General features: G+C 54.5%; 35 protein-coding genes and 1 tRNA gene. 16 read left to right on the top strand and 20 right to left on the bottom strand.

The genetic code is table 11. The features are described 5' to 3' along the window. Positions 1-87 (top strand) — tRNA-Leu (locus ACIPIZ_RS02520). 82 nt (positions 88-169) lie between these two features. Here ACIPIZ_RS02520 and xerC read toward each other — a convergent pair. The 5 genes from xerC to ACIPIZ_RS02495 are packed head-to-tail and all read right to left on the bottom strand — an operon-like array spanning position 170 to position 3,686. Continuing rightward, the gene (gene xerC / locus ACIPIZ_RS02515; protein WP_158958858.1) at positions 170-1,201 is read right to left on the bottom strand and encodes a tyrosine recombinase XerC; all 1,032 of its coding nucleotides are present in this window, start codon (positions 1,199-1,201) and stop codon (positions 170-172) included. Between the two features lies 1 nt (position 1,202). Next, positions 1,203-1,409, bottom strand: a complete 207-nt coding sequence (locus ACIPIZ_RS02510; RefSeq protein ID WP_056785291.1) for a DUF4224 domain-containing protein — start codon at positions 1,407-1,409, stop codon at positions 1,203-1,205. Positions 1,410-1,453: 44 nt separating this feature from the next. Next, on the bottom strand, positions 1,454-2,053 hold the full coding sequence (locus ACIPIZ_RS02505) for a hypothetical protein (RefSeq protein WP_401163796.1): 600 nt from the start codon (positions 2,051-2,053) through the stop codon (positions 1,454-1,456). A 51-nt stretch (positions 2,054-2,104) separates the two neighbouring features. Beyond that, positions 2,105-3,313: a DNA-methyltransferase gene (locus tag ACIPIZ_RS02500; protein WP_401163793.1), complete on the bottom strand. Its 1,209-nt coding sequence runs from the start codon at positions 3,311-3,313 to the stop codon at positions 2,105-2,107. A 49-nt stretch (positions 3,314-3,362) separates the two neighbouring features. Continuing rightward, a complete protein-coding gene (locus ACIPIZ_RS02495) occupies positions 3,363-3,686 on the bottom strand; it encodes a hypothetical protein (protein WP_401163790.1) in 324 nt (107 codons plus the stop codon). A 193-nt stretch (positions 3,687-3,879) separates the two neighbouring features. Here ACIPIZ_RS02495 and ACIPIZ_RS02490 point away from each other — a divergent pair, with 193 nt between their 5' ends. Further along, positions 3,880-5,457, top strand: a complete 1,578-nt coding sequence (locus ACIPIZ_RS02490) for a hypothetical protein (RefSeq protein ID WP_401163789.1) — start codon at positions 3,880-3,882, stop codon at positions 5,455-5,457. Here ACIPIZ_RS02490 and ACIPIZ_RS02485 read toward each other — a convergent pair. Continuing rightward, a complete protein-coding gene (locus ACIPIZ_RS02485) occupies positions 5,394-6,215 on the bottom strand; it encodes a hypothetical protein (RefSeq protein WP_401163788.1) in 822 nt (273 codons plus the stop codon). The genes ACIPIZ_RS02490 and ACIPIZ_RS02485 overlap by 64 nt on opposite strands. A gap of 49 nt (positions 6,216-6,264) precedes the next feature. Here ACIPIZ_RS02485 and ACIPIZ_RS02480 point away from each other — a divergent pair, with 49 nt between their 5' ends. Together ACIPIZ_RS02480 and ACIPIZ_RS02475 are read left to right on the top strand one after the other, a co-directional pair. Next, positions 6,265-6,621 (top strand): hypothetical protein, encoded by a 357-nt coding sequence (locus tag ACIPIZ_RS02480; protein ID WP_401163786.1) that lies wholly within the window; start codon positions 6,265-6,267, stop codon positions 6,619-6,621. An 86-nt stretch (positions 6,622-6,707) separates the two neighbouring features. Then, complete coding sequence (locus tag ACIPIZ_RS02475) at positions 6,708-7,406, top strand: hypothetical protein (protein ID WP_401163784.1); 699 nt, start codon at positions 6,708-6,710, stop codon at positions 7,404-7,406. A gap of 51 nt (positions 7,407-7,457) precedes the next feature. Here the strand turns inward: ACIPIZ_RS02475 and ACIPIZ_RS02470 are convergent, their stop codons facing one another. Continuing rightward, the gene (locus ACIPIZ_RS02470; RefSeq protein WP_401163783.1) at positions 7,458-7,652 is read right to left on the bottom strand and encodes a hypothetical protein; all 195 of its coding nucleotides are present in this window, start codon (positions 7,650-7,652) and stop codon (positions 7,458-7,460) included. Positions 7,653-7,891: 239 nt separating this feature from the next. Here ACIPIZ_RS02470 and ACIPIZ_RS02465 point away from each other — a divergent pair, with 239 nt between their 5' ends. After that, positions 7,892-8,572, top strand: a complete 681-nt coding sequence (locus ACIPIZ_RS02465; protein WP_401163780.1) for a hypothetical protein — start codon at positions 7,892-7,894, stop codon at positions 8,570-8,572. A 28-nt stretch (positions 8,573-8,600) separates the two neighbouring features. On the opposite strand, the gene ACIPIZ_RS02460 is transcribed toward ACIPIZ_RS02465, so the two are convergent. The 10 genes from ACIPIZ_RS02460 to ACIPIZ_RS02415 all read right to left on the bottom strand — a co-directional run bounded on the left by ACIPIZ_RS02460 (position 8,601) and on the right by ACIPIZ_RS02415 (position 13,482). Beyond that, positions 8,601-8,912 carry a hypothetical protein gene (locus ACIPIZ_RS02460; RefSeq protein ID WP_282382033.1) on the bottom strand — a complete coding sequence of 104 codons (312 nt, stop codon included), beginning with the start codon at positions 8,910-8,912 and terminating at the stop codon, positions 8,601-8,603. 75 nt (positions 8,913-8,987) lie between these two features. Next, complete coding sequence (locus ACIPIZ_RS02455) at positions 8,988-9,452, bottom strand: hypothetical protein (RefSeq protein WP_401163777.1); 465 nt, start codon at positions 9,450-9,452, stop codon at positions 8,988-8,990. After that, positions 9,449-9,691, bottom strand: a complete 243-nt coding sequence (locus tag ACIPIZ_RS02450) for a hypothetical protein (RefSeq protein WP_401163775.1) — start codon at positions 9,689-9,691, stop codon at positions 9,449-9,451. Before ACIPIZ_RS02450 ends, ACIPIZ_RS02455 begins: the two co-directional genes overlap by 4 nt. Before the next feature lie 2 nt (positions 9,692-9,693). Continuing rightward, a complete protein-coding gene (locus ACIPIZ_RS02445; RefSeq protein ID WP_105706799.1) occupies positions 9,694-10,356 on the bottom strand; it encodes a lambda exonuclease family protein in 663 nt (220 codons plus the stop codon). Beyond that, entirely contained in the window at positions 10,356-11,345 is a 990-nt protein-coding gene (locus ACIPIZ_RS02440) for a RecT family recombinase (protein ID WP_401163772.1), read from the bottom strand. Before ACIPIZ_RS02440 ends, ACIPIZ_RS02445 begins: the two co-directional genes overlap by 1 nt. Positions 11,346-11,400: 55 nt before the next feature. Beyond that, entirely contained in the window at positions 11,401-12,528 is a 1,128-nt protein-coding gene (locus tag ACIPIZ_RS02435; RefSeq protein WP_401163770.1) for a hypothetical protein, read from the bottom strand. A gap of 156 nt (positions 12,529-12,684) precedes the next feature. After that, positions 12,685-12,810: a hypothetical protein gene (locus ACIPIZ_RS02430; RefSeq protein ID WP_273915394.1), complete on the bottom strand. Its 126-nt coding sequence runs from the start codon at positions 12,808-12,810 to the stop codon at positions 12,685-12,687. Next, the gene (locus ACIPIZ_RS02425) at positions 12,807-13,001 is read right to left on the bottom strand and encodes a hypothetical protein (protein WP_401163767.1); all 195 of its coding nucleotides are present in this window, start codon (positions 12,999-13,001) and stop codon (positions 12,807-12,809) included. The genes ACIPIZ_RS02430 and ACIPIZ_RS02425 overlap by 4 nt, the downstream gene beginning before the upstream one ends. Then, the gene (locus ACIPIZ_RS02420; protein WP_401163764.1) at positions 12,998-13,249 is read right to left on the bottom strand and encodes a hypothetical protein; all 252 of its coding nucleotides are present in this window, start codon (positions 13,247-13,249) and stop codon (positions 12,998-13,000) included. The genes ACIPIZ_RS02425 and ACIPIZ_RS02420 overlap by 4 nt, the downstream gene beginning before the upstream one ends. After that, a complete protein-coding gene (locus tag ACIPIZ_RS02415) occupies positions 13,246-13,482 on the bottom strand; it encodes a hypothetical protein (RefSeq protein WP_122855054.1) in 237 nt (78 codons plus the stop codon). The genes ACIPIZ_RS02420 and ACIPIZ_RS02415 overlap by 4 nt, the downstream gene beginning before the upstream one ends. Positions 13,483-13,664: 182 nt before the next feature. Between ACIPIZ_RS02415 and ACIPIZ_RS02410 the strand changes: the two genes are divergently transcribed. After that, the gene (locus ACIPIZ_RS02410) at positions 13,665-14,003 is read left to right on the top strand and encodes a hypothetical protein (protein WP_073474143.1); all 339 of its coding nucleotides are present in this window, start codon (positions 13,665-13,667) and stop codon (positions 14,001-14,003) included. 419 nt (positions 14,004-14,422) lie between these two features. Here the strand turns inward: ACIPIZ_RS02410 and ACIPIZ_RS02405 are convergent, their stop codons facing one another. Together ACIPIZ_RS02405 and ACIPIZ_RS02400 are read right to left on the bottom strand one after the other, a co-directional pair. Next, the gene (locus ACIPIZ_RS02405; protein ID WP_401163761.1) at positions 14,423-14,617 is read right to left on the bottom strand and encodes a hypothetical protein; all 195 of its coding nucleotides are present in this window, start codon (positions 14,615-14,617) and stop codon (positions 14,423-14,425) included. 417 nt (positions 14,618-15,034) lie between these two features. Continuing rightward, the gene (locus ACIPIZ_RS02400) at positions 15,035-15,286 is read right to left on the bottom strand and encodes a DUF1654 domain-containing protein (protein ID WP_401163759.1); all 252 of its coding nucleotides are present in this window, start codon (positions 15,284-15,286) and stop codon (positions 15,035-15,037) included. Positions 15,287-15,575: 289 nt separating this feature from the next. Between ACIPIZ_RS02400 and ACIPIZ_RS02395 the strand changes: the two genes are divergently transcribed. Further along, positions 15,576-16,760, top strand: coding sequence for a hypothetical protein (locus ACIPIZ_RS02395; protein WP_401163757.1), 1,185 nt, complete (start codon positions 15,576-15,578; stop codon positions 16,758-16,760). Between the two features lie 4 nt (positions 16,761-16,764). Beyond that, positions 16,765-17,871: a hypothetical protein gene (locus ACIPIZ_RS02390; RefSeq protein WP_401163755.1), complete on the top strand. Its 1,107-nt coding sequence runs from the start codon at positions 16,765-16,767 to the stop codon at positions 17,869-17,871. A gap of 79 nt (positions 17,872-17,950) precedes the next feature. Here ACIPIZ_RS02390 and ACIPIZ_RS02385 read toward each other — a convergent pair whose 3' ends face one another. Further along, positions 17,951-18,646 carry a LexA family protein gene (locus ACIPIZ_RS02385; protein ID WP_401163752.1) on the bottom strand — a complete coding sequence of 232 codons (696 nt, stop codon included), beginning with the start codon at positions 18,644-18,646 and terminating at the stop codon, positions 17,951-17,953. A 52-nt stretch (positions 18,647-18,698) separates the two neighbouring features. Between ACIPIZ_RS02385 and ACIPIZ_RS02380 the strand changes: the two genes are divergently transcribed. The 8 genes from ACIPIZ_RS02380 to ACIPIZ_RS02345 all read left to right on the top strand — a co-directional run bounded on the left by ACIPIZ_RS02380 (position 18,699) and on the right by ACIPIZ_RS02345 (position 23,293). After that, positions 18,699-18,911 (top strand): Cro/CI family transcriptional regulator, encoded by a 213-nt coding sequence (locus ACIPIZ_RS02380; RefSeq protein ID WP_323150726.1) that lies wholly within the window; start codon positions 18,699-18,701, stop codon positions 18,909-18,911. Between the two features lie 82 nt (positions 18,912-18,993). Beyond that, complete coding sequence (locus ACIPIZ_RS02375; protein WP_401164230.1) at positions 18,994-19,416, top strand: phage regulatory CII family protein; 423 nt, start codon at positions 18,994-18,996, stop codon at positions 19,414-19,416. A gap of 179 nt (positions 19,417-19,595) precedes the next feature. Then, positions 19,596-20,567: a phage replication protein gene (locus ACIPIZ_RS02370; RefSeq protein WP_401163749.1), complete on the top strand. Its 972-nt coding sequence runs from the start codon at positions 19,596-19,598 to the stop codon at positions 20,565-20,567. Beyond that, positions 20,554-21,351 carry a hypothetical protein gene (locus ACIPIZ_RS02365; protein ID WP_401163748.1) on the top strand — a complete coding sequence of 266 codons (798 nt, stop codon included), beginning with the start codon at positions 20,554-20,556 and terminating at the stop codon, positions 21,349-21,351. The genes ACIPIZ_RS02370 and ACIPIZ_RS02365 overlap by 14 nt, the downstream gene beginning before the upstream one ends. Next, on the top strand, positions 21,348-21,575 hold the full coding sequence (locus tag ACIPIZ_RS02360; protein ID WP_095111697.1) for a hypothetical protein: 228 nt from the start codon (positions 21,348-21,350) through the stop codon (positions 21,573-21,575). Before ACIPIZ_RS02365 ends, ACIPIZ_RS02360 begins: the two co-directional genes overlap by 4 nt. Further along, positions 21,568-22,038 carry a hypothetical protein gene (locus ACIPIZ_RS02355; protein ID WP_122855066.1) on the top strand — a complete coding sequence of 157 codons (471 nt, stop codon included), beginning with the start codon at positions 21,568-21,570 and terminating at the stop codon, positions 22,036-22,038. The genes ACIPIZ_RS02360 and ACIPIZ_RS02355 overlap by 8 nt, the downstream gene beginning before the upstream one ends. Next, positions 22,035-22,619: a recombination protein NinG gene (locus ACIPIZ_RS02350; RefSeq protein WP_401163745.1), complete on the top strand. Its 585-nt coding sequence runs from the start codon at positions 22,035-22,037 to the stop codon at positions 22,617-22,619. The genes ACIPIZ_RS02355 and ACIPIZ_RS02350 overlap by 4 nt, the downstream gene beginning before the upstream one ends. Next, complete coding sequence (locus tag ACIPIZ_RS02345; RefSeq protein ID WP_401163742.1) at positions 22,616-23,293, top strand: hypothetical protein; 678 nt, start codon at positions 22,616-22,618, stop codon at positions 23,291-23,293. The genes ACIPIZ_RS02350 and ACIPIZ_RS02345 overlap by 4 nt, the downstream gene beginning before the upstream one ends. The last annotated feature ends 48 nt before the right edge of the window (positions 23,294-23,341 follow it).

Raw genomic sequence — 23,341 nt, 5'->3', positions numbered from 1 at the left:
GCCCGAATGGCGAAACTGGTAGACGCATGGGACTTAAAATCCCCCGCTCGTAAGGGCGTGCCGGTTCGATTCCGGCTTCGGGCACCATATTAAATCAAGGGTTTGCGAGCGAAAGCTGATGCAAGCCCTTGTTTGTTTCTGGTCCGCTATTTTGATGTTGGTCCGCAATTCACTTGGTTGGAGTAACTTTCTTGCCCATACGATTGCGTATGTATTGCTCAGTCATCACAACGGTCGTATGCCCAAGTTGATCTCTCGCCTGCATGATGTCACCGCTGGATTCGGCTTTGTCCGTGCCTGCCTTGGCGCGTAAATCCCGCATCTGAAATTCAGATTTCTCCACCCCGGCCGCCTCCCTGGCCAAGTCAAACCTCCTGCGCAACATCGCCACCGTCATTGGTGTGCCATCCTCTGTAACGATCAGCCGCGTCGAGCGGACCTTGTGTTCTGACTTTCGGGACATGATTCGATCAATCAAAACCTTAAGCTCGCCAGTGATCTCGATCCTACGCTTTGCCTTGGTCTTTCCCTGCAACACCCAAATTTGCCCGTCGCGCACATCGCGCTCGTCCATCAACCGGGTATCGGTCACTCTTTGACCGGTCAAATAAGCGAGGTCCATTGCGTCTTGTAGGCCCGCGTCCGCCTTGTCGTGCACGCGCTTGAACAGCGCATCTTCGACATATGTGTCCCGGCCGGTCTCTTTGTTGCCCTTGATGCCCGCGCATGGATTGGCAAGCGATGTGTAGCCCTTATCCCGGGCGTAATTCCAGATCGCGCTGAGCAGAGCCTTTTCGCGGTTCGCGCGCACTGGCGCGGACTTGCGCCAAGTGAGGTATTGGCGAACGTGCAATGGCTCGATCGTTTCCAACGGTGCCGGTGGATCGTCAAAGAAAGCGATCAGGTTTTTCAGCTCGCGCTTGTTGTCAGCCTGGGTGGCTGTTCCTTTGGTTGGGACGATGTCGACCATGTATTTTTCGGCGACGTAGCGGAACGTGATGACCTTGGCGACCAGATCGGTTGCGGTGCGATCACGCTCTAGCTTCGCGTATTCCATGATCGCCAAGCCGTAGTCGCTGCCCAGGGGAATTTCCTTTCGGTCTTTTCCGCCCGTGTCGTAGTAGTAGAACACCCGGCCGCTGGCTTTCTTGCGTTCCCGCAGCCTGGCGATCGAGCCGGGTTTACTTGGTCGTCTTCCCATGTCAGCTGGCCTTACGTGATTTCCAGACGGGCTTTTCTGATTCAAATGCGCCGACGGCGGTGACCGCCATCGCGGTGACACTCGGCCAGCCGTTCACTTTAATCGTATGGCGAACGCCATTCTTTTTCAGGTTGAGGATCTGACCTGCCTTGGTCCGCGCGCCGGTGAGCTCGCAAACCTCCTCGTGTGACAGAAACTGGATGGTCATTGTGATGCTCCATGCCGCGCGTGGCGGCAGAAGGTGGGGATGGTTCAGGGTTTGAATTCTTCGGCGGCGCACAGCTTCCGCGCGTAATCGAGCAGATCAGCGGACCAGTCGAGGCCGACGCCTTCGTCGAAAGCGAAAAGCATTCCCGCGAGGGCTTTACGCAGGTTTCCTTTTTCTTCGGTCAGCTTGATCACCTCTTCGTGAAGCTGCTCGGCGTGATCCGTCCATTCCTCAGCCATGATTTCGAAATGCTCGGCCGGCTCCCACGGGGAAGGGATAACGTTCGTCACCCAGTCATTCCAAAGCTCAACGCTTTCACCGCGCGCGATACGCTCCTGCTTCATACGCTCACCGAGATCGCGCAACTCTTTCGCGCGCCGCTCGGCGTCTTCTTTGTTTAGGCACGGGTACTCTTCGCCAGGGCCAACGCTGTGGATCGCCCAGAGTTTTACGGTGGGTTCGGCCAAGGCTTGGCGAAACACGGAGACTTCATTGCAAAGCGAAGGCCCGCCCTGTGCGACATCTGGGTGGCTCTCCATCAAGCTCAACGCTCGCTCGACAATGTTTCGGTCGAGCGTGATGACCTCGGTGGCCGGGGTCGCTGGCGCCATCATGGCTTCGATGACACGTTCAATTTCGGACATACGAATTCCTCGCCCGCCGTACACCGGCAGGCTGTTGAGTTGGGGGAGGGGTTAGGCGGTGCCGAATAGATCGAGCTGATCAGATTCGGCTTGCAGCTCTTGCTGTCGAGAGATTTCGTGATCGATCCGCGCCCGGGCAATCGCCGCGTATCGCTCGTCGATCTCACAGCCGATGAACTGGAAGCCTTCGCGCATTGCGGCCTTGCCGGTGCTTCCGCTGCCCATGAATGGATCGAGAGCGACGCCGCCGGCGGGTGTCACCAGGCGCAGCAGGTAGGCCATCAGGTCAGTGGGCTTGACCGTGGGGTGGTTATTGCCCGTCGTCTCCGTGGTTTCCACCTTGCGCAGCATGGTGCCTTGCTGGAACTGCGGGCCAGGGTTCAGCAGGCCTTCGTGTCGGTCTGTGCGGCTGGTCTTTGCGCAGTAGAAAAAGCGGGCGGCGCTGCCGCTGTCCAGGCGACGAGCCCCGGGCTTCATCTGAAAACCAACTACACCGGAGTTCGCGCTGTCAGCGCTCGCCTCGGTACCTCGCCCGCGCTTCATATTTCCGTAGCAGTTCTGCCCGGCCCGCTGGGTATCGCTGGTGCTGGCCGCCGCGAGTTGCCCTGGCGCATCCGGAAATGCTTCGATGACTTCCGCGCTTCCGTCGTGAATCAGGTTTGCCGGCCACCGGCCGAGATCCGAAGCCTCGGCCGTCATCAGGAGTTTTCCGGACTTGCCCCCGACGTAGTTCCCACCTCGCATATCAACGGTGGTCAGTCTCGTCCAGTTCTTTGCCAAGGCCTCAGCGTCGATTGCGCGCACGCGACACCCGTCAATGTTCAGAGCACCGGTGCCGTGGGCTTGGACGTTTGCAGCAACCGTGCCGGCGAATGGCTTGCGCGCCACGGTGATTGGCTCCAGCGCCGGCTTGAGTGCAGTTCCCCAGCCTTCGTGCTCACCATCGAGGTTGTGCGACTTGGGAAACCCAGAGCCATAAACCCAAGCAATCATGTCGCGGATCTCGAACCCGGCATCCTCGATGCGGACAGCCATGCGGTGCTGAGTGCGAGTGCCGGCGAAAGCCAGCAGGTGGCCGCCCGGCTTGAGTACTCGCAGACATTCGGCCCAGACCTCAGTCGCCGGCACGTCGTAGTCCCATTTTTTTCCCATGAAGGACAGTCCGTACGGAGGGTCGGTGACGACGCTGTCGACGCTGCAATCGGGCATCCACCGCAGCAGCTCGAGACAGTCGCCAATCAGGATCTGGTAACTATTCATCGCCACGGCCCCTTGTAGATGAGGTAGGCCATGTAGAGCGGGGCGAGGATCATGGCGTCACCTCGCGTCGTGCCCACCAGCAGACCGGGCCATCGTCGGTGTCGTGAATCGACAGGCAGAACCAGTCTTCGCCTTCCGGTTTGTCCGGATCCCAGTAGCTGCAATCCGGATCATGGGAGTCGAAGTAGCGCTCCGAGATCTCGTCCGGCGCGTCCTCGATGCTGGTCATCTTCACGGCCAGGCACTGCTCGGCAAGCCACTTCTTGCACTTCTCGCCATCACCTTCATCAAATGGCGGCAGTTCCGGGTGCCAGAACATGCCGTTTTCATCGCGCACAACCGGCACCGGCTGAATCAGTTTTATCGTTTCCATGGGCGAGTTCGTCCTTGCCGCTATAGCGGCTGACTTTGAAGGGGAGGGGTTTCAGAGCTATTAGATCAGTCTGTAATTCTGCAAATACTCAATTTGCACTGTGTAAGCAGAACGTCGGTAGGTAGTGAAATGTAGATATGTCGAAATGCCATCCACCTGCTTTAGAATCTGCTCCTCATCGGAGAGAGCAAACATGGACGCACACAAGATTGAAACCCTGAAGCTAGAAGCGGAACGCATTGCTCTTGAGCGGTTTGGTGCAACTTCATCGGCGGAGATTGAGTCGATTCTCGCTGTGTTGTCTTACGAGCAGACGCTGCTCCAGAAGCATGGGAAGCGACAGCCTGCTGCTTATACGTGGCGCATGCTCGAAAAACACGGGATCGTTTCGGGCGTCGAGAGAGTGGTTATCCGTGAGGCAGAAACACAAGGCTACAGAGCTCTACTCAGCCTTGGTTTACAGGATTTCGCATTTGAAGCCGTTGTGGTTAGGCATCCTGATATTTTTTCCCCAGAGGCAGTAGAGCATTCGGCAGCACGCCTACGCGACTTTGAGGACACGTTAACCGCCCGGTATAAATTTTGGTGGGTAAACCATAAGCAGACCTTTAAGGCCGAGTTTGACGGTGGCTATATTTGGTCGCCGAAAACCAATAAAAATGGCGCTCGCAACAAAACTTATGAAAATTTAACCCAGGTGGAGCCTGGGGATGTAGTGGTGTCCTACGCTAATGGACGGATCAAAGCTATTGGCATCGCAATCAATAATTACGCAGAAGCTCCAAAGCCAGAAGAATTTGGAGCGATTGGCGCAAGCTGGGCTGCTACAGGATTTTTGGTGTCGATCAACTGGATCGCATTATCGACTTCGATTTCGCCGAAGGCTCATATCGACAAAATCCTAAAACTTCTGCCGAAGAAAAACTCACCTCTCCAGTCAAATGGTAACGGTAACCAGGGCTGCTACCTGGCGGCCATTTCAGTTGCATTGGGTAGCGTAATTTTTGGCTTCTTGGACGCCCCTGATTTGGAAGCGGTAATTGCAACACAAGCCTTAGTTTTCGTAGACGGGACTGGGCTGGCAGGTAACGCTCGCTTGCCGGCGGAAGAATTACGTAAGGTCACTGCTGAGTACATTTGGAAAGCAGTCCAATATCTCCTTCAAGGTGTCCTGGCAGAGGATTTTGGACCCTCTATCGACTACGACCTGTTAGTTGATGCTAATGCCAGACTAGCTCCCAAGCAGGTCTTCGGCCTCGCTGCAACGGAAGCGTTGGGATTCAAGGTAATGCCCAAGCATTTCACTGCGGGAAAGGGGACCGTCTGTTTCGAGCTGTTGGAAGCTGCGGGTTACAAAGTCGTCCCCAAAGGTGAGCAAGGCGAGACGCTTGAAATACCCATAGACACTGAGGATAGGGAGTGGGCCGAGGGCCAAGTCAAGCTGGTGTACCACCTGAAACGTGAACGCTCACCGGGTCTTTCTAAGGCCAAGAAAGCTTCATTTATCAAGAAACATGGCCGGCTATTCTGCGAGGAGTGCGGAACAGATCCTGTCGAAGCGTACGGCGATTTTGGGGTGGCTTGTATTGAGGTTCATCATGAAGCGATCCAGGTCGCAGATATGGGCGAGCAGCACAAGACAACCCTGGATCAATTGCGATGCCTGTGCGCCAACTGTCATCGTGTTCTGCATCGCAAATTGAAGGCTCAGATTGTTGACCGTATACCGACTAACGCTCTGCCCGACGTTATGCCCGCACCGCTTGGTTGATAGTCGGCTTCAGCTATCTCGCAAAAGAAAGAGCAAGCTGGTAACGCCTCGTTTCGGCGGGGTTTACCAGGCGGAAGGTCACGTAGAGAGAATCGGATATTGGTCTTGCGGTCGCGATGCAGGTACGAGCCTGGACCAAGTTCATCCTGAACACGGCAAAGCTCTTCAAATTGCTTCGGGAAGTCTTCGCGGATCGCTCGAAAGTAGCCTTCGCCACCTTTCACGCAGCCGATGCAGTTAGCGTTGTCGTAGCCCAGGCGGTACATCAGCGGTAACTCGATCCCTGCACGCTCGACCATTGCCTTGCAGTCCTCTTTACCAAGGCCGGCGTCTATCAGGGGCGCGATGACAGGGCGATTGGGGGTACGCTCGCGGAAGTCTTCCAGACGGTCGACTTCTTCGGCGGTATAGCCAAACACCATTATGTCGCCCGGTTGCTTCCAGGTATCGAGCAGACGACGCTTCAGTAACTTGGTGCATGGCGCGCCGTTCCGGCCTTTCATGAATCTCTCGCGCCGGAACACCTGGATGATGTCGGCGCCGTACTTCTCGTCACGTAGTTGCACGACTCTTTGTCCGAACCATTCTTCGCAGTCCAGAAGGAAGCGCCGGTTGTCTTCATGCTCGTTTGCCAGGAAAGCGTTGATGATCTGTACGTCGTGTGTCGCGCTGTACTGTGCCAATGCCAGCTTGGTAGCCACTGCCGAGGCAGCGCCGCAGCTGAACTGGCAGACGATTCGGGGTTGTTGTGCGGACATAGGGGATCCTCGCCGGTATATTCAGCGTATTAATTAGTGAGGGTTTCAAATGGAGCAGGAACTGCTTAACGACATAATCTCCACTTCCGTTGGAGGCGCAGCGGGCGGCGCGGTTGCAGCTCTGGTAGTGCTGGCGGTGCAAGGGATAAGCGCTGCTTGGAAAACTCACCGGGATGCGCAGAGCATTTATGAATGGCTACAAGCCAACAGTGACAGGGAGAAGGAGCCATTCCGGTCGACACGGGCTATTGCAAGCCATAACAACCTCACAGAGGATCGGGTGCGATTCGTCTGCAGTCACGACTCCAGAATCAAACTCTCAACTGGTAAGGACGATGGGATGTGGAGTATTCACATTCGAAAGCGCACGACTTCTGTAATGGCGACAACTGACGAGATCGACTGAGCAGTCCTCGCCGGCTGGCGTGATTCGTAGAAGTGGGGTATTTGTTTATGCAGGCGACAGCGTGTGCTGACGGATGGAATAAGGGGATGGGTTTGAGCAAGGATTTGATTGTTTGGTTTGGTTGCGTATTGCTTGTATTTGTAGGGGTTCTTATAGGGCAAGCCCCTCTTGGTACTGATTTTTTCAAAGCGTCCAATATTCATGACTTTTTCGACATTGTTGGCGTGATCGCTACATGTGCAGCTGTCATAGTCGCGGCATCAGGCCTCAATACTTGGAAAAGCCAGGTAAAGAGTACTGCTGATCATGAGCTTGCAAGAAGAATGGCGATCTCATTAGAAAAGTACAAAACAGAAGTTAACAATGTTTGGGCCGACGCCAGGATAGCCGCGAGTCTTGTATTGGATGAAGAGCGGGTTGAGGGTAAATTAGCTGAAATGATTGTCGAGAGATTCTCGGGCAGTTTGAATAAATTAAATAGTTCACGCGGTGAGCTCAAGGCGGTTGCTTTAGAGTGTAAGGCTATGTGGGATGTGCTGTTGGAAAAGGATCTTAACGCATTGTTCATCTTTTCATCGATTTGCGAAGGTTGTGTAAGCTCATGTATTCGGTTCGTATCACCGACTAGTAACGCGCTTTCAGTTGCATCAGCGAAAGGCACTTTTGATATGAATTGGAAGAAAATTGATTTTGGTCCTGAGGCGAACTCCGATCAAGCAACTCTCAGGATCGAAAATATGTTTTCTCCCATATCTTCGCTTTTAGGCGTAAAGCTTCTTAGGTAGCTCATTCTGTTTCAGCATCGAGATCCGTGAACGGATGCAACGCTGTGATGGTTATTCGCTGTGACAAATACGAAGAGCTTCGCGGTCGTGGGCGAGCTTCAATTTCCGCGGCACGTTTTCGGGTATCACGTATTCGTGTCGCGGCGGAGTGAGCAGGGGCAGGGCGGCGCCCGGGCCAAGGCAGTGCAGGTGGTGAATCATCAGCGTGATGGCTTCGCCCTGTTCCTCGATGCCGCTCCAGGCCATCAGCTTGGCAAGTGCTTGGCGTGTACCGGGGAGGCAGTGCAGCCTGATTTCCTCATCGCCGCGGCTTTCGCTGAGCGATCTGCATTGCTCTTGGCCATGGCCTACCTCTTCAATTCCGTGCGCCTTTAGATCCAGTCAGGCTTGCCCTCGGTGGCTGGAAGTGCCACGAATGATGGCAAAATGCTTCCAAAGAGTTGGTGCTGCGTTTATTATCTCGCGATCATTCGATGGAGCGAGATATGAAGGTAAAATCAGAAGTTGTCGGTGGGGTAGCAACGGGCGTTTATCTAGTGTGCGTAGCCGTTCTTGTGTATTGGAAGCGTACAACTCTTCCAACTCTTGAGCTTAACGCAATAGGTGATTTTCTCGCGGGAGTATTTGGGCCGATAGCTTTTCTCTGGTTGGTGCTCGGATATATTCAGCAGGGACGCGAATTAAAATTAAGCTCGGAGGCGTTGCAATTACAGGCGCAGGAGTTGAAAAATTCGGTAGACCAGCAAAAAGAAATGGTTGGCATCGCTGGTAGGCAACTAGAAAATGAGCTGGAAAATGTAAAATACAGCAGGCAAATAGCCGAGTACGAAAACCGGCCTAATATGAAGTTCTCTGCTCGGGTCCCCACTGCATCAGACCGGGTGATGGACGTTTTTATTAAAATAGAAAATATTGGGAAGAATGCCGAAGGTGTGTCGGTCTCTATCGGTAAGGCCCAGGTTTATAGTGGTAGTGCAATTGCTGCTGGTAAGTCCGTTGAGTTTCGTGTGCCCTTGGATGCAGAAAGTAAAGATTATAGTTTTTCGATCACGTACTCATATGGGATGGGAAAAGAAGTTGTCGATAATTTTATTATGAGGGTTAAAGATGTTAGAGGGGCAGGAGGCATTGCAAAAATAAGTTTTGATCGAGCAAATCCTGCATAAGTAAAGCTTTGGAGTGGTAGCTAGTCCGCTATTCATCCCCAGGGTCGCGCTTTAACTCTGCTAGGCTTTCTTCCCGAAACATCCGCGCCACGTTTTCGCTTATCTGCACTTTGTGGCGCGGACTTTCCATCGCCTGGTAGGAAAGGGTCGGCCCGAGCGCATGAGCATTCAGAATCAGGTTCTGCACCGCCTCGTTGATTTCCGTGATGCCGTTCCAGGCCATCAGTTCATCAAGCTTCTGCCGGGTGCCGAGCCTGACCCGGTGCCGCAACTCCTTCTCGTCGTACTCGATCCGCTTTTCGGCAGCCTTCGCTGATCGCTCTTTGCCAGTCTTGGCCATGGCCTACCTCTTCAATTCCGCTGGCTGGCAAGTCCAGCCAGGTCTGTCGTTTGCGTTGTTGGGGTCTGGAACGTCTCACGCAGCTACCTTCACCTGATGCCAGGCGCCGGCGGCGTAGAACAGCTTCGCGGCTTCGGCTTCATCCATCGAAACCTCGTCCGGAATCGCGATCCAGCCTGATGCGACCAGATGGGCCGGGTTCGCGCTGTTGCGCAGCTCCAGGTAGTAATGCTCGATGGCGTCGGTCAGGCGCTCGACCTTGTAGATGCCATCCGGCGAGATCTCCACGGACTTGATGTACTCGGCGCCGCGTTCGTCGCGACACATGGCGCCGATGTAAATCGTCCAGCGGTAGGAGAAGTCGAAGATCGCGTTGGCGATCGCCACACTTCGGATCTGCTTGCAGCTCTTCCAGTTCGCCATGATCTGGCTGCCGCTGGGGTCAATGTTCACCACTGCGACGTGGTTGGTGCGCAGCAGCGCCCTGCAACTGCGTTCAGCTCGGGCGAAACCGTTGTTGGGTTTGCGTTTCGACTTCATAGCGAGTCCGCCATTTTTCGCAGAGCTTTGCGGTCAGCCGCCGATATCGGTTTCGGGCGCCGCTTGAGTACCGTTTCAGGGTCTACCCAATCGCGCCGCTCAGGCTTCGGCTTCATTCGAGCTGGCGGCAGCTCCTTAAAGCTGCTGCCGGGCCGACTCCAGAAGTCAGCTGTCGCCGCCGCGATCCGGTCAGACTCACCTTGTTTCGTTCGAACTGCGTTGAGATTCAGGCTGATCATGCTCAAGCTCCTAATCTATGGGCTTGTGCCCGTGCTTTGTCCGCGACCTCATCCACCATGCGATTCAGCTCCAGGTTGAATTGGACGAGCTCTCTGTGCAGGTTGGCGATGTAGTCTTCGTCGCGGTAAATCGTTTCGATATAGAGCTGACACTCCTCGTCTTGGCGGGAATCGAAGGACAGAAAGTCCCACCATTGCCTGCCCGTCACGAACATGCAGCCCTGAATCTGCGGCATATGTTCCTCGGGCATGCCCTCCAGCCAAGTCCTGACGTGGATCGCCTCGTTGAAAGGACACTTTGACTCGGTGCCACCGTCATCGTTGATCAGGCCGTCTGGCGAGCAGCCGAGCCAGTCATACTTCGGGTGAACGATGAATTCCGACGGCACGACAATGTTGCCGGTCAGCATCTCGTAGGCGTCCTGAGCCTTTTGCTCTTCTGTGTGACCCCACTTCATGGAAGCGCTGCTGACGTTGTGCTTGGACTTCTTTGCCAGTCGTTCGAAGCACAGCTCACGCATGTAGGAGGTCCGCGCCCCCATCGGCTCGCGCTTCCCATGCTTGTCAGGTTTTCCCCAAGCCATTACGTCTTTGAAGCGGCTGGCCGTCACTCGACCGGATCGGTCTGAATGCCACTTTTCAGTACCTTGCAGTTCCGTTCTCACTACGCCGCTTCCTCGACCTGCGACAGGTCTTCGCCGGGGCCAGTCATGTCCGTGAAGTCAGCATCAACAGTTGCCGCCATGCTCTTGAGTGCTTCGTGGCACTCCAAGCCGATCGCTGCACGCTGCTTAGGCTTGAGACCTGCCCAAGCCGCTGCATATGCATCGATGTCCTGTCGCTTCGCAACGACCAGCAGGTCAGCGAATACACCGTCGATTTCCGGTGATGGGGATTTTGGGCCAAAAGACACTTCGGCTGCGGCAGCGGTGTTTGAGGCTTGCTTCGTAGGTGTGATATCGATTTCGCCACCGTAGGAGTCTTCGAACTCATCGGGCGTGTAGACCCCAAGGATGACGTCCGGGCAAAAGAGCCGCGCCCATTTTTTCGTTACCAGGTAGGCGATTTGCTGCTTCGGATCTTCCGCCCAAAGTGTCGAGTTGCGAGTGCGAACTTGGGTTAGCAGAAGCTCCAAGGTACGCGGCTCTTCTTCGCCTTTGAATGTTGCCCAGACCTTGATACCGAGTCCTTTCTCGTCGTCGAAGCTCCACCCCGGAACGCGGTATTTTTTGAATTCGCCAGTGTCCTCGTCCTTCTTGGTTCGGCTGGTCACTTCGCGCATCTTTCCGATGACGTTTTCCCAGTTGCCGAACCATTCGAAGTTGAGGCGTCCTTTGACAGGTGCTTTGGCGGTGATCACTGCGTTTACGAGCTGCGCCTCATAACTGAGTGCACCGCCGTTCACGATGAATGTCTTCTGAGCAACCGCAAACGGGTTCATCTGCCACTGCATGGCCTGCAGGACGACCGCCATGCAGTCAGCTTGATTGCCCTTCAAATGTTTGGGCACAGTTGTCACGCCCTTCGACATCATCAGTGCGAGGTCGCTCATCGACTTCATGGTGCCCGGGTCGAGAATGAGGGCAGCCGCGTTGTGGGACGGATCTTGGTAAGTGGCAAGGCCGGTCGCTGCTTGAGTGTCTGAGTCGTTCATTGCGCTCTCCTTGGCCGACGATTTGTTCATCGACCTTTAGAGGGGAAGGGAAGGGTTAGAAGCGAATTGCACGAAGCCAGGCGCGAGCCGTGTCGACGCTTACGTCGAAGCCCAGTGCGACGACCTCGACGATGTCTTCAACCTCGGGCGCGGTGGTGGTCACGTCGTCGAATTCAGCGGCGATCGCCGGAGTGTTGATAGGTTCGACCTCGACTTTCTCTTCGATCAGCGGCGCTATCGCTGCAATGATCGGGGCCGGTGCGGCAGCTTGGGCGCGCAGGCGAGCCAGTTCTTCCTGGTCACGTTGGTTCTGCTCGTCCTTCAAGCGCTGGGCGTCTTGATCACGCTGCAGTTGCTCGCGCTGCCGGTTGAGTTCTGCCTGCTGATCAGCAATGCGCTGGCGGTCTTCCGCTGCGATCCGTTGGCGTTCTTTCTCTGCGTTTTCATCGGCAATTCGTTGCTTCTCGCGCAACTCGTCGAGCTCTTTCTGCTGGGCCGCCAGTTTTGCGGCAGCCTCTTCGCGCTCGACGGCAGATCTGTGCAGTGTTTCGAGCTGCTCAATAGCGTTGTCCCGGGCGATGGTGCCTTCAGCTTCAAACTCGGCGTATTCCTCTGGCAGGATTACCGACTCCTTGAGGTTCAGCAGCACGTTCACAACATCGGCAGCGCTACGGCTTGCGTATGCCGCAGCGACGGAGCTGAATCGGGTGATTTTTGCTCGGATAGCTTCGACGCGCTCAGCTTCGACGCGCTCGCGTTCGGCTTTAGCGTCTGCAATGCGCTTTTCTTCGGCCTTGATGGCTTCGTCGACAGGCGCTTCAATCGCTAGAACTCGATCCTTCAGCGCTTCGCCAAACTCCTTTACCTGGTTGACGCGGGCCTGGGCTTCTTTGACCTTCTGCTGGTAAGGAACGAGTGCAGTTTTGGTGGTGTTTGCCAAGGCGTAGCGCACGTCGCGGATGTCGACGCGCACTTCCTTGGCGTTCGCCAGCCCCTCACTAGTCGAGCAGTCAACGACGAGCTTCGCGTAGCTGGTTTCCAAACGGACGATCTGTTCCTCATGCGGCCGATACTCGGCGATGTCGGTGACGGCAACTGCAGGAGCAATAGCGTTCTTTGTGCTACCGGTTTCACTCAGATCGAGGTCGGCCGATCCGAGGGCTTGTTTGGCGTTTGCGGACATAACGATTCCTTGCCGCGCCGAGCGCAGCGTGTGGTGGTGTTGTTTATTGAGTGACGCGATCGGCGAGGGCGCTGAGCAGCATCAGGAAGGTGAAAACGCCGATGGCGGAGAACGAACCGCGCCGTATCAACAGCCGGCGCGCTCGCTGAAGACTGGTCACCGGAAAACCCGGTAGGTGGTCGAGTGCGGCACTTCACAGATGCCAGACGAATCGCGCGCCGTGGTGTAAGCGGCCAGGCCTGCAACGAGGACGGTAGCGAGGATCCAGTAGGCTAGCTTCATGGCCGAACCCTCACCGCGATGCGACCGCCTTTCATGGTCACCGACAGGCGCTGCGGGAGGTTGTCGACCAGGTCCTCGCGTTTGCGGCCGATCACCTCGTTGAAAGGGAGACCGAAGCCGAGGATTGCGATGCGGCGCTCGATGTCGTCGAGCTGTTCATCAACCAGCGTTTTTACCGGTGGCGTTGTCATGCGGCTCTCCCTTTTCGGAATTCGTATGCACGGTTCAGGCGCTCGGTGTAGGTGACGTTTTCTGTCGCGCTGATGATGTTGAGTGCGCGGAAGATCATGAGGGCCGTGTTTGAAGAGGACCTGACCGCGAGTGCGCTGCAATCTGGGTCGGACATGCTCTGGATGTAGCCTTCGAGCATCCCTACGGCCAGATCGTGATTGCCCGTACCGGGGAGGCCGGCGTTCTCCGGGCTCTGCTGAGCGCTCATTTCAGCCCCCAGAATTTGCCGTAGGCGACTACTGCTGATGCAATTCGCGTGGCCCGCGCCTTGCGGTCGACCAACTCCTGAGCTGCCATCAGCTCCTGGTGCTGACTGCGCTGAAGCGCAGCAGCCTCGTAGTCGTGGAAGTCTTCGACCTGCGGCGCTTTCGGGCGCCCCCAGTCGTCGTAGCGCCTGTCCCACTCTCGGGCCTGCGCACTGTCTGCATAGCTGGTTGCCATGATCGCCTCCGTGTTGGCGGGTGTTGATCCAACAAAACTCGGATGCACTCATTCGCTCCGCTGGTTGCCGTTGGGCGCGGAGGGGAGTGCATTCGGGTGGTGTCGAACGATTTGCAAAGTGGCGAGTTGAATTTTTTGATTTCACTGCCGATAAAGCACAGAACTTCTAAGGATGAATTCCCATGCGTGTTATTTCGAAGGCCGTATGTCTAGTTGCTTTGGTCGCGCTCAGTAATTTGGGGCAGACCCAAGCGGCTACCGAGGATCACGACATCGCTATAACCATGGTGGCTATGGGGCGCATGTGTGCAGAACAAGAGCCTGGAATGAATTATTCGCTGCAGAACATCTTTTCCCTTCCAGACATAGCGGCAAACGCAGATCTAAAGAAGGAGATTCTTGCAGTAGATACCAATCCGGCATTTCAGGATGAAATCAAGGCAGTTCAAGTGCAGGCCGCAGGGGATCCGTCGGCAGCAAAACATTTCTGCCCGAGCTATGCGCCGAAAGCTAGCAAGTAATCTGTCCCAGGCCCGCTACTGGCGACGGCCTGGGTTTCTAGCATCAAATTGTCGACGTGCGTGGGGGTGGCCTACCTCATTCGGCCGATGCGCGGTGGACACCGACGGCCTACTGTCCGCTGCCTGTATGAGTGGTGGGCGCCGGCCTTCAGGCTTGCCGTGCCGCGCAGGTAAATCGCTCAGTTTTACATGGCTGCCATTCCTCTGATTGAAGGCAACTCCCGATCACTCCTCGGTAGTTGGTTGCGATGCAGGTGGGCGGTTATAGGCCGCAGTTTCGTCCGCATCGGGGTGTGATCTGAATGCTATTACCCAAGCTCACGATTAGGCTGCTCGGGGATCAATCCAGATCACACCCCGATGCGCTCTCATAGAGAGGATCGGGCAGTTAACGACAGGGCTGTCGTGGCGCTGGTTGTTCAGTCGAGGTTGCGGATGGCGATGCTGCAGTTCAGCAAAACCGAAGGCACCGAAACACATCCGATTATTGAACTGCTCACGATATCCATCTCTACCGTCATCCCGTGGTTCGCATACTCCCGGACCGCTTTGTTTAAGGCGGCAGCGAGGCGCTGCAGAGTTTGCTCTGCGTCCTTCAGGTCGTTGTTTCCCATATCCGTCTCCGGTTGATTTCCCGTCTGGCCCTGTCGCCAAGGCCAGCCAGTGAAATCTGTTTTTCTTCGCACCCGCTTACCAGGTCATTCACTCAGTTAGGTCAACACCTCGTCCGCCGTCGCAGTGGGCTGCGCGTGGGCAGGCTTTCGGGCCTGTCGGATCGCCGGTCGCCGGTAGAGGCAAGTGCGGTTTTGTTCATCGGTTTACTGACCTCCCACCGATGGAGCCGGGAGTGACCTAACCGGACGGGCCGGGTAGTCGTTCATGGCGCTGGTTGTTAAAGAGCGGCGCAGCTTTCGCTGCTGGGCCAGTGTCGGCATGGAAGCGAATATAAGGCTGCTTATTATTTGTGTCAATAAGCACGCTTATATTATTTCCTTTGCGCAATGAAAAGCCCGCTCAACGGCGGGCTCGTTTCAAACTTCGTAATACCCTCGCCATCCAATCCTCACGGCACCTCCGTCCAAATGCTGGATGTCAACACCGCTTGTCTCTCCGATCTCTTGAATGACCTGATGCCAGGCTTCGAGGCTTTCATAGTCCTTGCGGTTCACGGTTACGATCTGGACCTTTTGTACGTCCAGAGATGTGATAAGGCGCTGAATTCGGCGAACCACAAGTTTGTAGGATTCTTGGGAGTAGATCGCAGGCGTGGCGGTAGAGGGCATCGATGCTTCCTTACTTATACTGTGGTTATGTACAGTATTGCGATTGTAATGATTTGGCAATACGCGTCGCAGGCCTAGTGCGCAGCAGCTAGGTTGCTGAGTAAAGGCGTTTTTGACGCCTGAGCTGACCGCGTAGGCGCTTCGATAATGACGCTGGAGGAGGGGGGGTAAGCTTTCACAGAGTTTGAGCGCAGATTTGGAGCGTCTTTATCATCGCGATCGCTATTTACTCTCGGCGGTTATTTATAGATAATTAAATTTTAATCGAAAAGTGAATTTCGAGAAGCTCATGCCATTCCCACTAATCACGCTCGAAGACAAAAATAGCGATTGTATCTCAATTATGGGTACGATGACCCTTTCAAAGTATTTGGCTCTTATAGAAGCTGCGTATAGCGATCAAGGTGGGTTGAAAGGCCAGAGAGCCCCTATTCGAACCAAAACGGGTTTAAAAATCCGAAGCAGGCTTGTAGAGGACCTCAAAAAAGGAGCTGTGATTCCCCCAATAGTCGTCGGTGCAGTGAGTAAGCCGGCGGTTCTTAGGCGACTCAAGAAGCTTAAAACATCTTCTGAATTGATTGCGGAACTCGTCGCCTCAAAAGTTGATCTTTCTATTATCGATGGAATGCAGCGCACGACTGCATTGCTAGAGGCCAAAGAGGAGGGCGGCATTGAACCGATGGTGAGAGTCGAGATTTGGCTCGCTAGGAAGGTTGAAAGCCTGATTTATAGAATGTTGGTTCTTAATACTGGTCAGGTCCCTTGGGATCTTAAGAGGCAGTTAGAAACTCTTTATCGTCCTATTGTAGCCAAGATTTCTTCGGATGTAAGGAATATCAGAGTCATCGGGCTTGATGAGAATAATCGTAGGTCTCAGGCTCGCGAGTATAGAAGTACTAGAATTATTGAGTTGTTTTTGGCATATACATCTCGATCTATTGATGTTGATATCAGAGAGCGTGTTGCTGAGGAGTTTGCAAAAATCGATATTACGGAGGCAACTTCGAATGATGCGTTCTTTCCGCTGTTCGTAGATACGATAAAAATAATGGCTCAAGTCGACATGCAATTTGATCGCGTTGTTAGAGAGCTTGTCGTCTCTGAAGATGCGAAAGTTAAATCTGGTCGAGATATTTTCACTTCTGCTCCTGCATCGATTGGTTTTGTAGTCGCTATCGCTGAGCGACTTTTAGGTACTCCTGGCTTTGATTATGATCTAGATGCAGCGGCAGTCGAAATGCAGCAGGTCAAACAAAGTGCGAATGATTTAACTAAGCATATGGCGTCTCTGTCTCAAAAGGCTCTCGCAGAATTCGTTGATTTGGATACCTTAAACCAGATGCTTACGGCGAAATCTAGCCGTATCGGTGAGTATGAGCGAAATTTGTATAAGCGTGCATTTCTTTTGATGCTCTCCAAAACTCCACAGTTAATTTCTCAAGGGTCGCTGTCACCCTGCTGGAAGGCGAGATAGTCTCTTGTCAATAAATATCAAGGAACTGATAAGTGTAAATCTCCGGGATTGGATTTCTTCTGAAATGGTTGCCCCCGAGGGGGTTGAAATTGCCCAGAACTTTTGGGTAAATCCTGTGGAAGAAAGTGATCCGGAATTTAAGGCTCTAGTTGGTGAGGGGATAAGTCGCATCGCAAGCACTAGAATCATTGATAGTTTAAATCACGATTCATTGCTTTATGTGATATTAGATGATGCTGTTGGCAGGAAAATTTTTATAAGCCATTCCTCTGGAGTGTTGCCGGATTTCATAGTTGCAGACGATGGAGCGGAGTTTGTTGATGGTGAGCTGCATTTTTTGCAGCTCTCGTATTTGGTGTCAAAATTCCATATTCCGGCTTTCAGAAAGATTCCTCACTCTCTTGTTTCTAATCTTCCAGTTTTTGAGGATGACCTTCTTCCATATTACCCAAAAACCTACGTATTTGAACTTAAGGATAGTGCTCGGTATGATGATAAGTGGGTCGTGTGTCTAAAATCATCGCTTTTGTTAGAGCGTCAGCATAGTTTTATCTTTGATTTTTATGATCAAATTGTAGAAGTTTCACTTGCAGTCCCTGCTGATGGGCATGATTGGATTTTTGAGCAACTATTGACTGCGGTTCAATCCAGCAGGTTGGTAAGTTTTTATCTTGAGCTTTACAAGATTTTTGAGTTCTTTTTTCCACTTGATAGTATTTTTAAGCTTGCGGAAAGACTGGATTTTTATGAGTCCGAACTTGAGCTTTTGGGGCACTGTCGCGGAGCTTTAAGTTGGAATGTAAATCATCAGCGGGGCGCTAGATCTGCTCTAGCCTACGCTACGGTGTCATTTGCAGAAATATGCCTTGAAGAAACTTATTGCTCTACCCAATCTGATGTGAGCTTCAAAGAGCGTGCCGCAGAAAAGATGACAGCGGTGCGACACTCTTTAACGCACCAAGACTTTAGATCAATTGCCATTTCTTCCGAGGAACTTCATCGCTTAACGTTGTCTCTTCTGGTTTTCTTGAGAGATGCGTTTACTGAATATTCCACCCGGAGAAAGGAAAGAGGGGCGCGTAAGACTGCGGCTGTCATTGGCGCAGTCTGATTTTTGTGGGGGCTTTGGGAGCAATAATATAACGGTCACGACTTAGTACATCGGTCGTGTTGTATAAAAAAGCTAAAGGTTAATAGAATTTCTGTAATGCTCTCACAACAACACCTACGATCCGGCACCGCTCGTCGAACGGTTCAATCGGATAACTAGGGTTCAGCGGTTTCAGGAACAACCTTCCTCCGTCATTAACGAGCTTCTTAAAAGTTGCTTCGTTGCTGTCAGGCAGTTTTGCCACAACCAATTTTCCTGGGGAAACTTCGGCCTCGGTATCGACAAGGATGAGGGTTCCTTCAGTGATGCTCTGCCCTGCAGGCGCCGTCATTGAGTCACCTTTGACTGTTAGCCAGAAAGCCGGCCCCTTTGAATCGTATTCAGAGAACTCATACCTATCAGAGAAACCGGCAGGGTAGGGCTCGACTGCCTCGGCCCAGGCGCCAGCCGCAACCCAACTGATCACTGGGTAACGGAAAGACTCGACAGGTTGGCGTGTATCACCAATGTTCGTGTCTTTGATTTTCCCGCCAATCATCGGTCCGATGTTTTCAGAAAGCCATATCGCATTGACCCCGCACACATGTGCAATTTTGGGCAGATGTGCGCTTTGCAGGTTTTTTCCTGTTTCTAGCTGCGAGATCACTGGCTGCTCAACGCCCACTTTTAGTGCGAGGGCCTTTTGTGTCAGCTTTGCGTGATTTCGTGCGGATTTGATTCGTTCGGCGAGTGTGCTCATGCGCTGGAATTTATAAGTTCCCTTATCAGCTTGCAAATAAGTGTCCTTCTATTTAGGATATAAGCATGCTTATTTGGAGGGTTCTTTCATGACCCCGATAGAAAAACTCGTCGACTTTTTTGGAGGGCAAACCAAAACAGCTTTGGCCCTCGATGTGTCACAAGCTGCGGTTTCGTACTGGGTTGCCGGCATTCACACAATGGGTGCTGAAAAAGCATTTAAAGCAGAGGAGCTAACGGGCGGAAAAATTACAGCTCGTGATCTTTGTACGCGCGGAAGGGATCAGCAGTCCGCAGCTTGAGATGCTCACCCAGCAACCGATTGAGCAAATGTTCGCCCAATGCTTAGCAGGGCGCCACGGAAACAAATTTGAGATTTTACGAATGGAAGATTTTCTGCGGGCCTGCCAGAGCGCTGTCCTAGACAACGAAGCCAAGCCCCTTGCTGCAAAGATGGGCGTTCCTCACGTTGGCCTGCTTCAGCGCGCCAATCCTGACAACGACGCACACCGCCTGACCGTGGAGCATTTGTTCGGGATTTTGTTGCACACCGGCGACATGCGACCTCTGGCTGTACTGGCGAGTGAGTTTGGTTTCGACCTCGTAGCGAAAGCAGCACCGGAACCACAAGCGCTGACCAAATCATTGATCAACGTCGGCAAAGAGGTCGCCGATCTGACCATCGCGGTGCACCAGGCATTGGATGACAACCACGTCAGCGCATTCGAAAAAAACCTGATCCGTCAGGAAATCAACCACGTTCGGCAGAGCTTGGACGTGATGGATGCCTCGGTAAAGGCCGCCTGAATTCCGGGCACAAAAAAGCCGACGGAGAAGGTCGGCTGATTCGCAAAACTAGAGAGGCCCGATTATGCAGAGCCAACACAATTCGAGCAATACCCCGAACAATGTCGCGACACGTTTTCAAAATTCGAAAAACGTGTCGCGCATCTATTTCTTTGCTCCTAGCGTCAGGAACACCTGACATGCAGTTCACCGTCACGATCAATCAGGTGAAGGCGTTGGAGTGGGGGCTGAATTCTCAGCAGGCTCTGCTGTTCGCCTTCGTCTATGGCTGCCCGAGCTGGACAAAGCCAATCAAGACTGACGACGGGATCTTCTTCGCGCTGAGCAAGGCCAAGATCATCGAGGAGCTGCCGCTGCTCACTGACAAGCCAGACACTGCTTATCGCATGCTGAAGGCCCTGGAAGAGGCGGGTTTGATTCAGCTTTCCAGCACTTCGAACATCACGCTGTTTCGCCTGACCGAGAAGGCGATCGAGTGGAATCAGAAACTGGATGGGTCGGAAAAATATCCGACCCCACCAAAGAACGAAGGTCGGAAAAAAATCCGATCTACCTCGGAAAAAAATCCGATCAAGGTCGGAGAAAAATCCGAGCAAGGGTCGGAAAAATCTCCGACAAATCAGGATACCAATCATCAGGGTACCAATCAGGATACCAGTCAGGACTTGCAAGGCAGCCCGGGCAAGCCGGCCCGCAATCTGGTGCTGGTGGTTGATCGCACCGATACGCCACGGGTTGAGATTCCCGCTGACATGCCGGGCCCGAAAGACCAGTCCTGCAAAACCTTCAAGGTCTGGGCGAACTACGCCATGGCCTACCGCAAGCGCTACACCACTTGGCCGGTGTGGAACGCAAAGGTCGGTGGCCAGCTCGGCCGACTGGTCGACCGCCTCGGCGCCGATGTCGCTCATCACGTCGCAGCTCACTTCCTGAAAACCAGCGATGCCGCTGTTCTTCGCAAATGCCACAGCCTCAACGAGCTGCTGGCCAACGCAGAGAGCTACCACACCCAGTGGGTGACCGGTCAGCGCATCAACGGCACAACAGCACGCCAGATGGAACGGACCGAAGCGAACGTCTCCGCCGCCGAGCAGGCCGCGCAAATGGTCTTGGCTAAGCGCCAAGCAGGTGAGCGCAATGAATACCTTTGAAATGAACGACCAGCAGGTTGCCGGGCTTGCTGCAGCGATCTGCGCCACCGCCGAGGCCATGGGTCAGGAAATGAACCCAGGCACCGCGGCGATGATGGCCGAAGACCTCTGCGCCTACTCGGTGTCCGCCGTGAAAGCCGCGCTGAAGGCCTGCCGCTTCGAGGTGAAAGGAAAGCTGGCGATGGCCGATATCCTCCAGCGCGTGCAGGCCGCTGACGGCCGCCCGGGCAAGGACGAAGCATGGGCAATCGCCATGACCACCAACGATGAGTTTGAAACGGTGGTGCTGACTGACGAAATCCAGCTCGCCTTGGCTGCGGCGAAGCCTGTCCTCGACGCCGGCGACAAGGTCGGTGCACGCATGGCGTTCAACAGCGCTTACGAGCGTTTGGTGGGGCAGGCTCGGGAGGACAACAAAAACGTCAATTGGCACGTGTCGGTCGGATTCGACGCCAACCGCCGCACACAGGCGATCACCAAAGCCGTGCAGATGCAACGGATCCCACATGAACGCGGGCAGCTGTACTTGGCCGACTTGAGTGTCGCGCCGGTTACCGAAGACGGCCGGGCCGTCGTTGCGCTGCTGACCGGTGATGTAGCACGGCCTTCGCCAAAACTGCGCGAGAAGCTCGCCGCGGTAAAGGATTCGATGCTCGCCATGCGCCAAGCATCGGCCGAGGAAAAAACAGAACTGCGAATTCTGGCAGCCAATGAACTGGCGGATCGCCGGGCGCTGCTTATTCAGCAGACCGAACAATTGAAAGCAAGGAGCGCTGCTCAATGACCATCGACAAACAAAAACTCCAGAAGCTGCTGTGGGCCGAGGCGGCGTCGTACCGTACCGATTGTGCAGACTGGAAGCGCAACACCGAGGCGCTGCAAGACTTTCTCGGGGAGAAAACAGTGGAAGAGGTGGCGCTGGAGTTGCTGGCCGAGAACGAGCGACTGACACGGCAACTCGGCGAGCTGATCAACGGATTGCCGAACAAGGTGGCCACCCATGGCTGACAAAATCTCCGTGAACTGTCAGGCGAAACTCTCTGAGGCCATCACGAAGCTTAGCGCTATGTACCGCGACAAGAAGTTCGTAGTCGTATCGCTGCGCCCGGGAAAGGACCGCACGCTCGACCAAAACCGGCTGTGGTTCGCGATGTACAAGCGCATCGCAGAGATGACCCAGATTGGCGATGAGGCCGACGCTCGCCGGTACTGCAAGTTGCACGTCGGCGTGCAGATCCTGCTGAACGAGGATGCCGGTTTTCAGGCCGAGTGGTATCGCGTCATGCGCCACCTCCCGTACGAGACGAAGCTGGCCATGATGGGGGGCTGCCATCTGTTCGGACCGGATGGCTTCCCGGTGACCAGCCTGTTCAATCGAGCCCAGGGCGTGGCCTACACCGACCGCATCGTGGGGCGCTTCGCTCAGCAGGGCGTGTACTTCGATGATCTGCTGAGTCAGGAGGCTGCATGACGATCGCAAGGAAGCAGTCGAAGCCGAAGAAATGCTGTGTCGTATCGTGTGGGAAATCTTTCATCCCTTCGCGTATCGGGCAGGCCGTATGCAGTCCAGCCTGTGCAGCAATGGATGCCCCGCGTCATCAAGAGAAGGCTCGCAAAGCAATCGACCAGTGCGAGCGCCGCGAGATCAAAGTTCGTAAGGAGAAACTGAAGAGCAGGGCGGAACACATGCGCGAAGCCCAGGCCGCGTTCAACGAGTGGATCCGCCTGCGTGATGCCGATCGCCCTTGCGTGAGCTGCGGTCGTCATCACGAAGGCCAATACCATGCCGGGCACTACCGTTCTGTAGGCGCGAACCCCGAGCTGCGATTCGAACCGCTGAACGTTTGGAAGCAGTGCGCGCCGTGCAACACGCATCTGTCCGGCAACCTGGTGAATTACCGGATTTCGCTCCTGCAGCTGATAGGGGTGGAACAAGTCGAGTGGCTCGAAGGGCCTCATGAGCCCCGCAAGTACACCGTCGAAGAAATCAAAACCATCAAGGCCGAATACCGAGCCAAGGCAAGAGAGCTGAAAAAAGGGGAAGCCGCATGAAGCTGATCAACGCAAGACAGGTGTGGACTGAAGCGCAGCACGAATCGAACGCGTCGATCAGCGCTGCGGCCATCGAACGGGCCGAGTCGGCACCGGTGAAGAAGGGCGCCCGCATGCGCCGGCACGAAGCTGTGTTCGCCGCACTGGGCGATGACAAGGAAGAGCGCATCCAAGTCGTGCGCGAGAGGATCAGTATCAGCGAGACGCGTCGCACGCCAGTTGGCCGCTCTACCGCCCGCGCCGCGCACCTGGCGATGATCGGCAAAGTGCTGCGCGCGATCGACACGCTGCCGTTCCAGGTGCAGCAGTTTGGTCACTACCTATACCACCCGGCGATGAACATGCGGCACCTGTTGAATGCTGTGCTGCTGATCACCGCCAAGGCGGCATTGCCTGACCTGACTTCGGCCAAGCGCGTGAAGGCGCAGTACCTGGTTACTCTGGCTCTGCAGTCGTACAAGGGCGAAGTGCAAGGCGCTGCTGAATGGGGACCGGCGCGTGTTGCCGCAGAGATGCTGACTTTCTTCGGCGTCACCATCGACCCGAAGAACTGGACTCGAGACTGGTTGGGCCTTTGGGAATCCCTGAAAGAAGTGATAAAGGAAGTGGATACTCAGGCTCAGCAACCACTATGGCAGGTGATCCACGCGGAAAAAGATCAAGAGGCGGCATAATCATATTGACATGACGGGGTTTTGCGCGTACTTTTCCCATAGTGCACA

Source organism: Pseudomonas sp. NPDC087690 (genome assembly GCF_044743175.1).
GTDB lineage: Bacteria > Pseudomonadota > Gammaproteobacteria > Pseudomonadales > Pseudomonadaceae > Aquipseudomonas.
The sequence above is the reverse complement of the archived record's forward strand: the minus strand, read 5'-3'. Positions and strand labels throughout refer to the sequence as shown.

Bases quoted from the DNA above. Each gene is read 5' to 3' on its own strand.
- xerC (WP_158958858.1), bottom strand. From the start codon at position 1,201: ATGGGAAGACGACCAAGTAAACCCGGCTCGATCGCCAGGCTGCGGGAA.
- ACIPIZ_RS02510 (WP_056785291.1), bottom strand. From the start codon at position 1,409: ATGACCATCCAGTTTCTGTCACACGAGGAGGTTTGCGAGCTCACCGGC.
- ACIPIZ_RS02505 (WP_401163796.1), bottom strand. From the start codon at position 2,053: ATGTCCGAAATTGAACGTGTCATCGAAGCCATGATGGCGCCAGCGACC.
- ACIPIZ_RS02500 (WP_401163793.1), bottom strand. From the start codon at position 3,313: ATGAATAGTTACCAGATCCTGATTGGCGACTGTCTCGAGCTGCTGCGG.
- ACIPIZ_RS02495 (WP_401163790.1), bottom strand. From the start codon at position 3,686: ATGGAAACGATAAAACTGATTCAGCCGGTGCCGGTTGTGCGCGATGAA.
- ACIPIZ_RS02490 (WP_401163789.1), top strand. From the start codon at position 3,880: ATGGACGCACACAAGATTGAAACCCTGAAGCTAGAAGCGGAACGCATT.
- ACIPIZ_RS02485 (WP_401163788.1), bottom strand. From the start codon at position 6,215: ATGTCCGCACAACAACCCCGAATCGTCTGCCAGTTCAGCTGCGGCGCT.
- ACIPIZ_RS02480 (WP_401163786.1), top strand. From the start codon at position 6,265: ATGGAGCAGGAACTGCTTAACGACATAATCTCCACTTCCGTTGGAGGC.
- ACIPIZ_RS02475 (WP_401163784.1), top strand. From the start codon at position 6,708: ATGGGTTTGAGCAAGGATTTGATTGTTTGGTTTGGTTGCGTATTGCTT.
- ACIPIZ_RS02470 (WP_401163783.1), bottom strand. From the start codon at position 7,652: ATGGCCTGGAGCGGCATCGAGGAACAGGGCGAAGCCATCACGCTGATG.
- ACIPIZ_RS02465 (WP_401163780.1), top strand. From the start codon at position 7,892: ATGAAGGTAAAATCAGAAGTTGTCGGTGGGGTAGCAACGGGCGTTTAT.
- ACIPIZ_RS02460 (WP_282382033.1), bottom strand. From the start codon at position 8,912: ATGGCCAAGACTGGCAAAGAGCGATCAGCGAAGGCTGCCGAAAAGCGG.
- ACIPIZ_RS02455 (WP_401163777.1), bottom strand. From the start codon at position 9,452: ATGAAGTCGAAACGCAAACCCAACAACGGTTTCGCCCGAGCTGAACGC.
- ACIPIZ_RS02450 (WP_401163775.1), bottom strand. From the start codon at position 9,691: ATGATCAGCCTGAATCTCAACGCAGTTCGAACGAAACAAGGTGAGTCT.
- ACIPIZ_RS02440 (WP_401163772.1), bottom strand. From the start codon at position 11,345: ATGAACGACTCAGACACTCAAGCAGCGACCGGCCTTGCCACTTACCAA.
- ACIPIZ_RS02435 (WP_401163770.1), bottom strand. From the start codon at position 12,528: ATGTCCGCAAACGCCAAACAAGCCCTCGGATCGGCCGACCTCGATCTG.
- ACIPIZ_RS02430 (WP_273915394.1), bottom strand. From the start codon at position 12,810: ATGAAGCTAGCCTACTGGATCCTCGCTACCGTCCTCGTTGCAGGCCTG.
- ACIPIZ_RS02425 (WP_401163767.1), bottom strand. From the start codon at position 13,001: ATGACAACGCCACCGGTAAAAACGCTGGTTGATGAACAGCTCGACGAC.
- ACIPIZ_RS02420 (WP_401163764.1), bottom strand. From the start codon at position 13,249: ATGAGCGCTCAGCAGAGCCCGGAGAACGCCGGCCTCCCCGGTACGGGC.
- ACIPIZ_RS02415 (WP_122855054.1), bottom strand. From the start codon at position 13,482: ATGGCAACCAGCTATGCAGACAGTGCGCAGGCCCGAGAGTGGGACAGG.
- ACIPIZ_RS02410 (WP_073474143.1), top strand. From the start codon at position 13,665: ATGCGTGTTATTTCGAAGGCCGTATGTCTAGTTGCTTTGGTCGCGCTC.
- ACIPIZ_RS02405 (WP_401163761.1), bottom strand. From the start codon at position 14,617: ATGGGAAACAACGACCTGAAGGACGCAGAGCAAACTCTGCAGCGCCTC.
- ACIPIZ_RS02400 (WP_401163759.1), bottom strand. From the start codon at position 15,286: ATGCCCTCTACCGCCACGCCTGCGATCTACTCCCAAGAATCCTACAAA.
- ACIPIZ_RS02395 (WP_401163757.1), top strand. From the start codon at position 15,576: ATGCCATTCCCACTAATCACGCTCGAAGACAAAAATAGCGATTGTATC.
- ACIPIZ_RS02380 (WP_323150726.1), top strand. From the start codon at position 18,699: ATGACCCCGATAGAAAAACTCGTCGACTTTTTTGGAGGGCAAACCAAA.
- ACIPIZ_RS02375 (WP_401164230.1), top strand. From the start codon at position 18,994: ATGGAAGATTTTCTGCGGGCCTGCCAGAGCGCTGTCCTAGACAACGAA.
- ACIPIZ_RS02370 (WP_401163749.1), top strand. From the start codon at position 19,596: ATGCAGTTCACCGTCACGATCAATCAGGTGAAGGCGTTGGAGTGGGGG.
- ACIPIZ_RS02365 (WP_401163748.1), top strand. From the start codon at position 20,554: ATGAATACCTTTGAAATGAACGACCAGCAGGTTGCCGGGCTTGCTGCA.
- ACIPIZ_RS02360 (WP_095111697.1), top strand. From the start codon at position 21,348: ATGACCATCGACAAACAAAAACTCCAGAAGCTGCTGTGGGCCGAGGCG.
- ACIPIZ_RS02355 (WP_122855066.1), top strand. From the start codon at position 21,568: ATGGCTGACAAAATCTCCGTGAACTGTCAGGCGAAACTCTCTGAGGCC.
- ACIPIZ_RS02350 (WP_401163745.1), top strand. From the start codon at position 22,035: ATGACGATCGCAAGGAAGCAGTCGAAGCCGAAGAAATGCTGTGTCGTA.
- ACIPIZ_RS02345 (WP_401163742.1), top strand. From the start codon at position 22,616: ATGAAGCTGATCAACGCAAGACAGGTGTGGACTGAAGCGCAGCACGAA.